Source organism: Xanthomonas sontii, assembly GCF_040529055.1.
Taxonomy (GTDB): Bacteria; Pseudomonadota; Gammaproteobacteria; order Xanthomonadales; family Xanthomonadaceae; genus Xanthomonas_A; species Xanthomonas_A sontii.
Window position 1 is genome coordinate 496,957 of record NZ_CP132342.1, and the last position, 12,901, is coordinate 509,857.

The following is a 12,901-nucleotide window of genomic DNA, read 5'->3' on the forward strand; positions in this document are numbered from 1 at the left end:
GGCTGCGGACCCGGAGCGCGCAGCGCGGAGGGCGCGCTGCGGGGTGTGCTTTCTTTTGGTTACTTTTCTTTGCACAAGCAAAGAAAAGTGACTCGCCGCCAGGCGAAAGCTTTGCTCTTGCACTTGCTGCCAGGGTGGCGGCCGCTGAATCGTAGGAGCGGCTTTAGCCGCGACAGGCAAAACCGATCATGTGTGTCGCGGCTGAAGCCGCTCCTACAGCCGTTCTCGTCCGATAGACAAGCTTCAAGCAACAGCAGTAGCAACAGCAAAAGCTTTAAAGGCTTTCGCCCTTGCGGGCGAGTTACTTTTCTTTGCTCGCGCAAAGAAAAGGTAACCAAAAGAAAGCGCGCCCTGCCTCGCGCCCTCCGCGCTGCGCGCTCCGGGTCCGCGTCCATCACAGGGATCCGCGGAAGGGGCATCCTGCCCCTGCCGCGGACGGCGCACGTCCCTGTGCGCCGCCCCTTCGGGGTTTTTCCCCGCGATGGCCGCCGCTTCGGAAGGGAACCCGGTAAATCAAAAGCCAAAGCGACAGCCAAGGCCAGAGCCAAGCAACGGCAACGGCAACGGCAACGGCAACGGCAACGGCAACGGCAGAAGCATCGCGCACAGCTACGTGCGTTTCGCACAACTGCTCGCTCAGCAACCGCAGCACCCCTGACCTCATTTCCAGGCACCCGACCATGGCCACCCCCGACCTGCCGACCTTCGACAAGATCCTCATCGCCAATCGCGGCGAGATCGCCTGCCGGGTGATCGCCACCTGCCGCAAGCTCGGCATCGCCACCGTGGCCGTGTACTCCGATGCCGATCGCGACGCGCGCCACGTGCGCCTGGCCGACGAGGCCGTGTACATCGGTGCCGCGCCGGCACGCGAGAGCTACCTGCTCGGCGAGCGCATCCTCGAGGCCGCGCAACGCAGCGGCGCGCAGGCCATCCACCCCGGGTACGGCTTCCTGTCCGAGAACGCCGAGTTCGCCGAAGCCTGCGCCGCGCGCGGGCTGGTGTTCATCGGGCCGCCGCCGGCGGCGATCCGCGCCATGGGCGACAAGAGCGCGGCCAAGGCGCTGATGCAGGCGGCCGGGGTGCCGCTGACGCCGGGTTACCACGGCGAGCAGCAGGATGCGGACTTCCTGCGCGCGCAGGCCGCGGCCATCGGCTACCCGGTGCTGATCAAGGCCAGCGCCGGTGGTGGCGGCAAGGGCATGCGTCGGGTCGATCGCGATGAGGACTTTGCCGCCGCGCTCGCCGCCTGCCAGCGCGAGGCGCAGGCCGCGTTCGGCAATGCGCACGTGCTGGTGGAGAAGTACGTGCTGCGGCCGCGGCACATCGAGATCCAGGTGTTCGGCGACAGCCACGGCGAACTGGTCTACCTGTTCGAACGCGACTGCTCGGTGCAGCGCCGCCACCAGAAGGTGCTGGAGGAAGCCCCCGCGCCAGGCATGGACGCGACGCGGCGTGCGGCGATGGGCCAGGCCGCGGTGGAGGCGGCGCGTGCGGTGGGCTACGTCGGCGCCGGCACCGTGGAGTTCATCGTCGCGCCCGATGGCGCGTTCTACTTCATGGAAATGAACACCCGCCTGCAAGTGGAGCATCCGGTCACCGAGTGCATCACCGGCACCGACCTGGTGGAGTGGCAGTTGCGCGTGGCCGCCGGGCAGCCGCTGCCGCAGCGCCAGCACGAACTGGCGATCCACGGCCACGCGCTGGAAGCGCGGCTGTACGCCGAAGACCCGGCGCGCGGTTTCCTGCCCTCGATCGGCACGCTGCAGCATCTGCGCCTGCCCGCCGCCGACGCGCATACGCGGGTCGATGCCGGCGTCGAGCAGGGCGATGTGATCGGCCCGCACTACGATCCGATGATCGCCAAGCTGATCGTCTGGGATGTGACCCGCGAGCGCGCGCTGCGGCGCATGCAGGCGGCGCTGGCGGCGTGCCAGGTGGTCGGCGTGTCGACCAATGCCGCGTTCCTGCAGCGCCTGGTCGGCACCAGCGCGTTCGCGCAGGCGGACCTGGACACCGCACTGATCGAACGCGAGCACGCCGCCTTGTTCGACACCCCCGTCCCGACCACCGACGCGCTGTGGAGCCTGGCGGCGCTGGCCTGGCAACTGCACGAGCACGCGCCAGCGGCCGAGGCTGCCGATCCGCACTCGCCGTGGGACCTGCGCGACGGCTGGCGGCTGGGCGCGCCGGCGCCGCGTGCGCTGACCCTGCAGCACGGCGAAACGCAACGCACGTTGCAGCTGACCGCGCATGCCGGCGGCTGGCGGATCCACGCCGCGCCGGCGCAGGAGCCGCTCGAGGCGAGCGGCCAGTTGCGCGACGGGCGCCTGTCCGCGTTTCTCGGCACACAGCGGGTGCAGGCCGATGCGGTGTTCGCCGGCACGCAGCTGCACCTGTTCGTCGACGGCCACGGCTACCTGTTCGAACGCCACGACCCGGTGGCCGAGGCCGACCAGCCGGCGGTGGAAGGCGGCGGCCTGACCGCGCCGATGCCGGGGCGCATCGTCGCCCTGCTGGTCGCGCCCGGCACCCAGGTGCGCCGCGGCACGCCGCTGCTGGTGCTGGAGGCGATGAAGATGGAGCACACCCTGCAGGCGCCGGCCGATGGCACCGTGCAGAGCTTTCGCGTGCGCGAGGGCGAGCTGGTCGGCGACGGCGTGGCGCTGCTGGACTTCGAAGCGGCCTGAGCGTCGCCGCCCGCCAAGCCGCGGTCGCCAAGGCCGCGGCTTGGCGTCACACTCGGCGCTGGTCCATCGTCCTGCACGCGCCATGAAACTCACCGCCCACGTTCTCGACGGCCACACCCTCGACGTGCGCCCTGCGCCGCGCGAGCGGCCGTGGATGGACCAGACCGCCGAGCGCTACGCCTACCGCTGCCTGCCGCTGGACATCGCCAACGCGCATGGCTGGGAACTGCTGTGCCAGAGCGCGTTCGAGGCCGAGTGGAACGGCGGCAACGCGCTCGACGACCTGCGCGTGCAGCCGGCACCTGGGACGCACGCGCCGGCGGTCAGCCACTTCGGCTATGGCGTGCTCACCTTCCACGTGCCGTGCCTGTTCCGCACCGAGGCCGGCGTGGACCTGTACGTCACTGCACCGGTGAATCGGCCCAAGGACGGCATCGCCGGGCTCACCGGGCTGATCGAGACCGACTGGAGTCCGTACACCTTCACCATGAACTGGCAGTTCACCCGGCCCGGCCGGGTCCGGTTCGAGGCCGGCGAGCCGTTCTGCCACTTCTTCCCGGTGCAGCGACGGGTGCTGGCCGAGACCGAACCGCGCTGGCAGCCGTTGTCGCAGACGCCGGAGCTGGAGCGCGAGCACCAGGCGTGGATGCGCAGCCGTGGCCAGTTCCTGCACGACCTGGAACAGCCCGATTCCGACGCCAGCCGCGAAGGCTGGCAGCGCAGCTATTTCCGCGGACCGGCGCCGGGGCAGTGCCCGGCCGGCGTGGAGCACCGGGTGAAACTGCGGTTGGCGCCGTTCACCCGCGACGAAGATGGCTGAAATCGCGCCTACGCACCCCCGAGGTGTGGCATCGACCGCATAAGTCACTAGCTAACTTGGCGCATGCAGCCGCGTGCGGAGAAAGACATCGAAGTCGACCCGCCAGGCCACACCGGTGTTCGATGAAAACGTCAACTGGCATGCGGCCATTTGGCCGGCCGGCCTGCCCGGATGTAATCGAGGTATTCGGACTGTACGACGCCTGCATTCACCCAGCGGCCGGTATCGGCCGCCAGTGCTGCATGTGCATAGGCAAGCGCGCCTTGCGGATCGGCGAATGTGGCTACCGGCGCTTCCGGCCCGTCTGGTTCGAGGCACGGGAAGTCGTACAGATCCAGATAGAGCTCGCTGCCGATATCCTCGACGTCGTGCACCCAGATCTGTATCGCTCCTTTGCAGGGGCGCAGCTCGAGGTGACGAATGCACTGCTTGCCCTGGTCACTGCGGCCAAGGAACTGCTCCACTGACTTTCCACGACGAAACGCCGCGGGAATATCGATCGCTGCAAGATATCGCACGTTGGATTGGCACCCAGTCTGAGCCTCATTGGAAAGGATAGCGGCTTACGCAAGCCGACCATGCCCCCTAATGGCACCACTGCCGTTCGCACGGCACGCCGTCGTGGTTGCCGTCCATCTCCACACCCGGGCAGTGCTGCAGGAAGTACACCGCTTCGTCGCACGAGGTCATCTGCGCGCAGTGCGTGCGGCCGTCGCAGTGGAAGGCAGGCGCCGTCGTGGGCGCGGTGGGCGCTGACGACACCGGCGCCGAGGGTACCGCAGGGCTTGCCTGCGGTGCCGCCACGAAGCGCAGCGCCGCGTAGGCCGCGATCGCGAGCACCGCCAGCAGCATCAACACGCCGAGCCAGAGACCGCGACGCGGACGCGGTGCCGCACGCGCGGGCGATGCAGGCGCCCGACCGGGACGCATCACCCGCATGGCCCGCGGCCGTCCCTGCGCGTCGTGCTCCAGGTCGAAGGAGATCAGTTCGCCCACCCGCGGGGGAATGCCGTCGGCAGGAAACGCCGCGCGTTGCACCTCGGCTTCGGTCTCACGATGGGCAAGGCGCACCCGGCCGCAGCCGCGCTCCTCGCTCCACTGAATCAAGGTCCCGTGCGTGCGCATGGCGTCACCGCAAGAAAGTGCATCGCCGCGGTGGACGCCGCCGTGCCCGGTGCGTCCACCGTCCCCACCGCGCCTGCTCCCGCCAGGCGCGGCCCCGCGTGCAGCATGCCATGGCTGTGGCCTGCGTGCCGAGCGGCCACCTGCTGCAGGCGCGTTCGCGCGACGGCCGGTCAGCCACGCGCCGCGGCGACGCCGGCGGTCGCAACTGTCTACCACCGGCGGCGCGGCGCTCGCTAGAGTCCGAAGCGTCGAGCAACGCCGACGCCCGCTCCCACGCGCGGTTGGCGATCGACGCGCAACCCGGCATCGCGGCCGCCGCAGGGCGCCGCCCCCGCAGCATTCGTCCCCCGATGCTGCCCTGCCGGGCCCGCGCGTTTCCCCCACGCTCGACGCGACAACCGTCTTCAACGCAGTTGCCTTCCACACGGGGTCAGGAGAGCGACATGGACATGTCTTCGGTCCGCTAGGCCGTTTCACGCATCCACAGCAGCGCCGCCGCGTCTCCACGGTGGCGGTGGATGCTGCACTTCCCATCGCGTCTCTCGCTTCGTCTGCGCGCGCAGGCGGATGCGTACGCCCGTGCCTGCGCGCGGCCCTGGTGCGACGGGGCTCCTTTCACCGCGGCCGCGCAGCAGCGCGGGCGTGCGGCCGGTCCGGGGCCAGGGGATGTCCGGACACAGGACGCGGCATCGCCCGCACGCACCGACGCACACGACCGGAGGTCCATCATGCAACTGCCTCATCCGCGCATTCTCGCCATCGCCACCGTGCTGACCCTTGCCAGCGGCGCCGCCTCCGCCGGGCGCTTTCCGGATTTCGGCTACGCGCCGCCCTCTACGTACAAGGGGCCGCTGTTCCAGCTCAGCCAGGACTATCCGCAGCAACCGCCCAGCGGCCCGTTGCCGGCGTTCTTCCAGAAGCTGCCCAAGCCGCTGAGCAACAACTTCGAAGCCTGGCGCGGCTACGCCGATGCCGTGAAGGCCTACTGCCTGGAAGGCAACGTCGAAAGCGACTGGTACGTGCAGAACAACAAGGTGCGGCGCTGGTATCACGCGCCCTGGCAGCACTACGGCCCGCTCGGACGCGAAGGCGTGCATGGGCTGACCAAGGAAGCGCAAATCCAGGTCAAGCAACTGGCGCCGACCCAGCTCACCACCGGTCAGACCTTCGCGGTCGGCATCTACAACGATGTCGGCGCCTACACCTTCGGCCAGGTGTGGAAGGATCCGCAGAACCCGGATCCGAGCTTCACCACCAAGCCCAACACCTTCCGCGACGGCACCGTGGTGTGCAAGGCGCTGTTCGCCGACGTGGACCTGAGCCAGGTGCCGTTCCTGCAGAACCCGGTGCTGTGGAACGCCTGGGTCACCAACAGCTTCAAGTCCGCCGACCGCGCGTTCAAGCAGGTGGCGCTGATCCAGATGGATTTCGCCGTGCGCGACAGCCGCGTGCCCGGCACCGGCTGGATCTTCGGCACCTTCCAGTACAACGGCGCGGTCAGCGGCAAGCCCGGCTGGCAGAACCTGGTGCCGGTGGGCGTGATGTTCGGCAACGATCCGCAGAACACCGGCGACGACTACACCAACAAGCAGCCGACCCAGACCCGGATCAATCCGCGCATCCTGCAGTCGGCGATCAACGCCAGGCCGGAACTGCCGCCGACCCACCTGGGCTGGAACGGCCGCCTCAACGGCCCGGTGGACAATCCGATCAGCTCCTGCATGAGCTGCCACATGACCGCCGAATCGCCGCAGCTCTCGCCGATGAACCCCACCTTCCAGGCGCCGGACAAGGTGCCGCCGGTCGGTTCCAAGGAATGGATGCGCTGGTTCCAGAACATCCCGGCCGGACAGCCGTTCGACGCCGCGGCCAAGAGCACCGACTACAGCCTGCAGCTGGCCGGCGGCATCGCCAACTTCTACGACTGGAAGTGCACCCAGGATGGCGTGTTCGTCAGCGGCGGCAACCTGTGCGAGCAGAGCAAGACCTCGCTGAAGCTGATGCGCTCCACCACGCCACCGCCGACCGTGTACCCGGTCGAGCGTGGGGTGAGCAACCAGGAGCTGGAGTAAGCACCGCAACACCGTGCCTGCCGCGTGCCGTCCGACGGCGCCGGCAGGCACGGCCTGTGCCGAGTGCGGCGCAAGGCGCAGGGATGAGCGGCGTCAGACGTGTTGCCGCCTGCGCTCGCTCAGCCGATCTGCTGACCGACCCACCAGGTCGTGCCGCCTGGGTCGCGAAAGCCGCCACGCCGGTCCGGATCGTCCTTCTGCACCGGCGCCTGCACCGCCGTGGCACCGGCAGCCAGTGCCCGCTGGTAGGTCGCATCCACATCGCGCACGTAGACGTGCACATGCGCCGGCACCGCCGGCCAGCCCTCGACCGCATCGCAGAACATCACCACGGTGTCGTCGATGCGCACCTCGCCGTGGGCGAGCAGGCCACCCTCGCCGGGAATCTGCCGCAAGGGTTCGGCGTCGAACACCGCGACCAGGAACGCGATGGTCCGCTGCGCGCCATCGACAATGAGATACGGCGAGACCGAGGTGTAGCGCTCTGGCTTGAACGACATGAAGAACTCCCGAGGGTCGAGTGTCGCAGGCAGGTCGACGTGTGCGGTGGTGAAGCGCCTCATGCAACGTGCGGCGATGCCAAAAGGCCACTGCGCCGCGGCGTGCCGCCGCGCTCACAGCGCGCACGTGCTGAGCCGCGCGGCCAGGGTAAAGGGGACCGTGCCCAAGTCGTCCAGGCCTTCGACATCGAACGCATACACGCCCCTGGCCACGAGCGTCAGTTGCCCGTCGCGCGAGAGGTTGAAGGTCAGCGTGTCGACATCGACCGGGTGGTGCGCGCCGGCCAGGTAAAGTGCGCCGTCGATGTAACCGTCCTGCGGGTTGCGTGGAAAGTCGAAGCGCTGGCCGGCCAGCTCGCCGAGCCTGAGCGATGGCAGCGCGATGCCGCCCAGGCGGATCGCGGTGTCCACGATCTCGCCGGCGTGCAGGAACGGGCGCAGCAGGATCTCCAGCGAGGCGGCGCCCGGGAGGCCGGACAGGATCGCGTGGCGCGGCTTCAATGCGCTGGGCGAGAACGTCGACATCGCGGCGCCGTCCTCAGTGCTGCGCCACCGGCAACACCACGTCCATCAGCGTGGCGTCGTCCGGATCCGGCGTGGCCTTGAAGCCGAGCTGCCGGCACATCGCCAGCATGGTGCGGTTCTCGCGCAACACCTGGCCTTCGACCACCTTGAGGCCGAGCCAGCCGGCGTACTCGATCATGATCCGCATCAACTGCCAGCCGATGCCGTGGCCCTTGAGGTCGGAGCGGATCAGGATGCCGTATTCGCCGCGGTCGTAATCGGCATCGGCATGCAGGCGCACCGCGCCGAGCATGTCGCCGCTGCGCGGCTCGATCGCCACCAGCGCGATCGAGCGCGCGTAGTCGAGCTGGGTCAGGCGCGCAATGAATTCGTGACTGAAATGCTTCACCGCCTGAAAGAAGCGCAGGCGCAGGTCCTCGTCGGTGACGCGGGCGAAGAAGCTGCGGAACAGCGCGTCGTCCTCCGGCCGCACCGGGCGCACGAACGCGGCGCTGCCGTCGTTGAGCACGATGCGCCGTTCCCACTCCTTGGGATACGGGAAGATCGCGAAGCGCGGATGGCCGCGGCCCTTGTGCAGGCGCCGCGACGGCGCCACCGCCACCCGCGCGTCGACCGCGATCACCCCGTCGCGGTCGGCCAGCAGCGGATTGATGTCCAGTTCGCGGATCTCGGGCAGGTCGGCCGCCAGTTGCGCCAGCTTGACCAGCACCATCGCCACCGCACGCTCGTCGGCGGCCGGCACGTCGCGGTAGGCCTTGAGGATGCGGCTGACGCGGGTGCGGCCGATCAGTTCGTGGGCCAGGCGCAGGTCCAGCGGCGGCAGCGCCAGCGCCTTGTCGTCGATCACCTCCACCGCGGTGCCGCCGCGGCCGAACACGATCACCGGGCCGAAGGTGGGATCGTCGGCGATGCCGGCGATCAGTTCGCGCGCCTTCGGCCGCAGCAGCGAGGGCTGCACCAGCACGCCGTCGATGCGCGCGTGCGGTCGCGCGGCGCGTGCGCGGGCGAGGATGCCCTCGGCGGCGTCGCGCACCGCCTCCACGCTGACCAGGTTGAGGCGCACGCCGTCCACGTCGGACTTGTGCGGGATGTCGGCCGAATGGATCTTCACCGCCACCGCCGAGCCCTGCGCCAGCATCGGCGCGGCCACCTGCGCCGCGGCCTCGGCATCGGCGGCGTGCGCCACCGGCGCGGTGGGGATGCCGTAGGCGGCCAGCAATCGCGTGGTCGCCAGCGGGTCCAGCCAGGTCTGCCCGGCGGCCAGCGCCGCGTCGACGATGCCGCGCGCGGCGGCGGCGTCGAAGGCGAAATCGTCGGGCAGGCTCGGCGGCGTTTCCATCAGCGCCGCCTGCGCTTCGCGGTAGCGCACCAGGTGCATGAAGCCGCGCACCGCGTCCGCCTCGGTGGCGTAGGTGGGGATGCGCGCGGCGTTGAGCGTGGCGGTGGCGCTCTCGTCGTTGCCCAGCCACACCGCGAACACCGGCTTGTCGCGGTGGTGGCGCGGGCGCTGGCCGAGGATGCGGGTCAGCGCCTGCGCCGCCTCGGCCGAGGAAGTGAACGCGGTCGGCACGTTGACCACCAGCACCGCATCGTTCTCCGGGTCCTCCAGCAGCGCACCGGCGGCGGCGGCGTAGCGTTCGCCGTCGGCGTCCACCACGATGTCCACCGGATTGCGATGCGACCATTCCTGCGGCAGCGCCGCGTCCAGTTGCTGCTGGGTGGGCGCCGAGAGCGCCGCCAGGGTGCCGCCGAGATCGGCCAGCGTATCCACCGCCAGGCGGCCGACGCCACCGCCGTTGCTGAGGATGGCCAGGCGCCGGCCGGGGAAGGTGCTGAGCCGGCCCAGCGTCTCCGCCGCGGCGAACAGTTCGTCCAGCGCGCGCACCCGCAGCAGTCCGGCGCGGGCGAACGCGGCGCCGTACACCGCATCGGAACTGGCCAGCGCCTGCACGTGGGTGTCGGCGTTGGGATCGATGCGCAGTTGCCGGCCCGACTTCACCACCACCACCGGCTTGGCGCGGGCGGCGGCGCGCGCGGCGGACATGAACTTGCGCGCGTCACGGATGTGTTCGACATAGAGCAGGATCGCGCGGGTGCGGTAGTCGGTGGCGAAGTAGTCGAGCAGGTCGGCGAAGTCCACGTCCAGCGCGTCGCCCAGCGAGACCACCGCCGAGAAGCCGACCGCACGCGCCACGCCCCACTCCACCAGCGCCGCGGCGATGGCGCTGGATTCGGAGATCAGCGCCAGGTCGCCCGGCTGCGGGCAGTGCGCGGCGATGCTGGCGTTGAGCCGCGCATGCGGCGCGATCACGCCCAGGCAGTGCGGGCCGAGGATGCGCAGGCCCTTCGCCCGTGCGGCGCTCTCCACCCGCGCCGCGGCCGAGCCCGGCCCGCTGCCGAGCCCGGCGGTGAGGATGATCGCCGCGGCGACGCCGCGCCGGGCAGCGATCGACACGATGCGCGGCACCATCCGCGCCGGCGCGGTGATCACCACCAGGTCCGGCACCCAGGGCAGATCGGTGAGCCGGCGCACCGTGGGCACGCCGTCGATCTCGCGGTAGCGCGGGCTGACCCAGCCGATCTGCCCGGGAAACCCGGCCGCGCGCAGGCTGCGCACCACCGCCCGCCCGGCCGAGCGCTCGCGCGGGCTGCCGCCGACGATGGCGACCGAGGCGGGGCGGAACACGGACTGCAGGTGATAGGTGCTCATGGCGGCGGCGGAGGCGAGCGAATGCGCTAACGGTACACGGCTGGCCGCGGCGCGGGGATGATCCGGGTCGCGCGCTGCGGCGTTGACGGCGATGCCGCGCATCCGGCGACAGCTGCGCTGGCGAGATTCCGGCATCCGCGCGTCGGGGCTGAAGCCCCTCCCACAGGGGCTTGGGTCGGCGGCCCGTTACGTACGCACGCGCGCTTGACCGGAATCCGGAACGACACGGACCATCGCTGGACTTCCCGGTGTGAGAGGGGCTTCAGCCCCGACCCGACCCGACCAGGCCACAGAGACCAGGCGGCGGCGCACACCCGGTGCGCAGGGCAGGCAGCGCCGCCTCCCCCGCAGAAAGACCCCGCCAGACGACCGCCCACCGCCGATCCTTCGCGGATCCGCCATGTCCATCGGAGCACGCAGGCACAGCCCGGGTCAGCACCCGGTCGCATTGGCGGCCGCATAATGCGGCGATGGAGACGACTCGTGCATAGCGGCGGCCTGGAACTGGCGCTGGTGCTGCTGCTGGCCGCGGTGATCGCGGTGCCGGTGTTCAAGCGCCTGGGCCTGGGCGCGGTACTGGCCTACCTGGCCGCGGGTGTGGTGCTGGGGCCGGACGGGCTGGGCTTCGTGCAGGACACCGAGCGCATCCTCAACGCCGCCGAGATCGGCGTGGTGATGCTGCTGTTCCTGATCGGCCTGGAACTGTCGCCGGCGCGCTTGAAGGTGATGCGGCATGCGGTGTTCGGCGCCGGGTCGGCCCAGGTCGCGCTGACCGCGCTGCCGCTGGGCGCGCTGGCGCTGTGCATGGGCCTGAACTGGAAGAGCGCGCTGGTGATCGGCCTGGCGCTGGCGCTGTCCTCCACCGCGGTGGGCCTGCAACTGCTGGCCGAGCGCAAGGCGCTCAACAGCGACTACGGCCGGCTCGGCTTCGCCATCCTGCTGTTCCAGGACCTGATCGCGATCCCGCTGCTGGCCGCGGTGCCGCTGCTCGGCGGCGCCAAGAACGACACCCTGACCTGGACGGAAGTGGGCCAGGCGCTGGGCGCGCTGGCGCTGGTGGTGCTGTGCGGGCGCTTCGCGCTGCGCCACCTGTTCCGCACGGTGGCGCGCACGCGCATGCCGGAGGTGTTCACCGCCAGCGCGCTGCTGGTGGTGCTGGGCAACGCCTGGTTCCTGCAGAAGGCCGGGCTCAGCCCCAGCCTGGGCGCGTTCCTGGCCGGCGTGCTGCTGGCCGATTCGGAGTTCCGCCACGAACTGGAGGCGCAGATCGAGCCGTTCCAGGGCCTGCTGCTGGGCGTGTTCTTCATCGCCGTGGGCATGGGCATCGACCTGGACCGCATCGTCGCCGAGCCGTGGCTGATCGCCGGCGCCGTGGCCACGCTGTTGCTGGTCAAGTTCGCGCTGCTGGCCGGCATCGGCCGCGTGCTGCGCCTGCCCTGGCGCAGTGCGCTGCTGCTGGGCAGCCTGCTGTGGCTGGGCGGCGAGTTCGCCTTCGTGGTGTTCACCGAGGCGCAGCGCGTGCGCCTGCTCGACGACGCCACCCACGACCGCCTGGTCGCGGTGGTCGGCGTGTCGATGGCGCTGACGCCGCTGCTGCTGATCGGCATGCAGCGCCTGCTCGGCGGCAGTGAGGCCAGCAAGGGCAAGCAGCCACCATCGCCGGCCGCGCAGTACGACACCGTGGATGCGCAGCGCGCGCAGGTGCTGATCGCCGGCATGGGCCGCTTCGGCCAGATCGTGGCGCGCCTGCTGACCGCACAGCGCATCCCGTTCGTGGCGCTGGAACACAATCCGGACACGGTGGAGGACCTGCGCCGCTTCGGCAACCAGCTCTACTACGGCGACCCCAGCCGCCCGGACCTGCTGCGCGCGGCTGGCAGCGACGGCATCCGCATCTTCGTGGTGGCGATGGACGACCCGGAGACCAACATCAAGACCACGCGGCTGATCCGCCGGCTCTACCCCACCGCCAAGGTGCTGGCGCGCGCACGCAACCGCCAGCACGCCTGGCGGCTGATGGACCTGGGTGCGGAGCCGTTCCGCGAAGTGTTCGCCTCCAGCCTGGAGCTGAGCGAGCAGGTGCTGCTCGGCCTGGGCCTGGATGCGGCGACCGCGCGCGATCGTATCGCCCGTTTCCGCGAGCACGACACGCAACTGCTGAGGGCCCAGCACCTGGTCTACGACGACGATGCGGCGGTGGTGCAGACCGCGCGTGCGGCGCGCGCCGACCTGACCAAGCTGTTCGAGGCCGACGTCAACGATCCCACGGCGGGGCCGGCGGATGCGACGAGCATGGGGCAGCCGCGCGGTTGAGGCGGGCGGCGTGCGTGTGGCCGCGGCCGCATGGTCTGCAGTGTTGCTGGCGTGCGATGCGGTGGGCGGTCGCATCGCTGCCGCTCATGGCGGGCACACCACGAAATCGGTGCGCAGCCTGGCGGTCGGTCAATGCGACATGAGGC

General features: G+C 70.4%; 9 protein-coding genes. 4 read left to right on the forward strand and 5 right to left on the reverse strand.

The window, feature by feature from the left end; translation table 11 throughout:
* The first annotated feature begins 680 nt into the window (after positions 1–680).
* Together RAB70_RS02240 and RAB70_RS02245 are read left to right on the forward strand one after the other, a co-directional pair.
* A complete protein-coding gene (locus RAB70_RS02240; protein ID WP_148830415.1) occupies positions 681–2,690 on the forward strand; it encodes an acetyl-CoA carboxylase biotin carboxylase subunit in 2,010 nt (669 codons plus the stop codon).
* 82 nt (positions 2,691–2,772) lie between these two features.
* Positions 2,773–3,510 (forward strand): DUF6065 family protein, encoded by a 738-nt coding sequence (locus RAB70_RS02245; protein ID WP_148830416.1) that lies wholly within the window; start codon positions 2,773–2,775, stop codon positions 3,508–3,510.
* Positions 3,511–3,641: 131 nt separating this feature from the next.
* Here RAB70_RS02245 and RAB70_RS02250 read toward each other — a convergent pair whose 3' ends face one another.
* Both RAB70_RS02250 and RAB70_RS02255 read right to left on the reverse strand, forming a co-directional pair.
* Entirely contained in the window at positions 3,642–3,974 is a 333-nt protein-coding gene (locus tag RAB70_RS02250) for a hypothetical protein (RefSeq protein ID WP_223875510.1), read from the reverse strand.
* A gap of 121 nt (positions 3,975–4,095) precedes the next feature.
* Entirely contained in the window at positions 4,096–4,635 is a 540-nt protein-coding gene (locus tag RAB70_RS02255; RefSeq protein ID WP_148830418.1) for an excalibur calcium-binding domain-containing protein, read from the reverse strand.
* Positions 4,636–5,363: 728 nt separating this feature from the next.
* On the opposite strand from RAB70_RS02255, the gene RAB70_RS02260 reads away from it, so the two are divergent.
* Positions 5,364–6,707, forward strand: a complete 1,344-nt coding sequence (locus tag RAB70_RS02260; protein ID WP_148830419.1) for a hypothetical protein — start codon at positions 5,364–5,366, stop codon at positions 6,705–6,707.
* Between the two features lie 119 nt (positions 6,708–6,826).
* On the opposite strand, the gene RAB70_RS02265 is transcribed toward RAB70_RS02260, so the two are convergent.
* The 3 genes from RAB70_RS02265 to RAB70_RS02275 all read right to left on the reverse strand — a co-directional run bounded on the left by RAB70_RS02265 (position 6,827) and on the right by RAB70_RS02275 (position 10,442).
* Entirely contained in the window at positions 6,827–7,207 is a 381-nt protein-coding gene (locus RAB70_RS02265; RefSeq protein WP_017909307.1) for a VOC family protein, read from the reverse strand.
* A gap of 114 nt (positions 7,208–7,321) precedes the next feature.
* Positions 7,322–7,732 carry a hypothetical protein gene (locus RAB70_RS02270; protein WP_148830420.1) on the reverse strand — a complete coding sequence of 137 codons (411 nt, stop codon included), beginning with the start codon at positions 7,730–7,732 and terminating at the stop codon, positions 7,322–7,324.
* A 13-nt stretch (positions 7,733–7,745) separates the two neighbouring features.
* Positions 7,746–10,442 (reverse strand): bifunctional acetate--CoA ligase family protein/GNAT family N-acetyltransferase, encoded by a 2,697-nt coding sequence (locus RAB70_RS02275; protein WP_148830421.1) that lies wholly within the window; start codon positions 10,440–10,442, stop codon positions 7,746–7,748.
* A gap of 483 nt (positions 10,443–10,925) precedes the next feature.
* Between RAB70_RS02275 and RAB70_RS02280 the strand changes: the two genes are divergently transcribed.
* On the forward strand, positions 10,926–12,755 hold the full coding sequence (locus tag RAB70_RS02280) for a monovalent cation:proton antiporter-2 (CPA2) family protein (protein ID WP_148827770.1): 1,830 nt from the start codon (positions 10,926–10,928) through the stop codon (positions 12,753–12,755).
* Positions 12,756–12,901: the final 146 nt, after the last annotated feature.

Coding starts and splice junctions, on each gene's coding strand:
- RAB70_RS02240 (WP_148830415.1), top strand. CDS start 681: ATGGCCACCCCCGACCTGCCGACCTTCGACAAGATCCTCATCGCCAAT.
- RAB70_RS02245 (WP_148830416.1), top strand. CDS start 2,773: ATGAAACTCACCGCCCACGTTCTCGACGGCCACACCCTCGACGTGCGC.
- RAB70_RS02255 (WP_148830418.1), bottom strand. CDS start 4,635: ATGCGCACGCACGGGACCTTGATTCAGTGGAGCGAGGAGCGCGGCTGC.
- RAB70_RS02260 (WP_148830419.1), top strand. CDS start 5,364: ATGCAACTGCCTCATCCGCGCATTCTCGCCATCGCCACCGTGCTGACC.
- RAB70_RS02265 (WP_017909307.1), bottom strand. CDS start 7,207: ATGTCGTTCAAGCCAGAGCGCTACACCTCGGTCTCGCCGTATCTCATT.
- RAB70_RS02270 (WP_148830420.1), bottom strand. CDS start 7,732: ATGTCGACGTTCTCGCCCAGCGCATTGAAGCCGCGCCACGCGATCCTG.
- RAB70_RS02275 (WP_148830421.1), bottom strand. CDS start 10,442: ATGAGCACCTATCACCTGCAGTCCGTGTTCCGCCCCGCCTCGGTCGCC.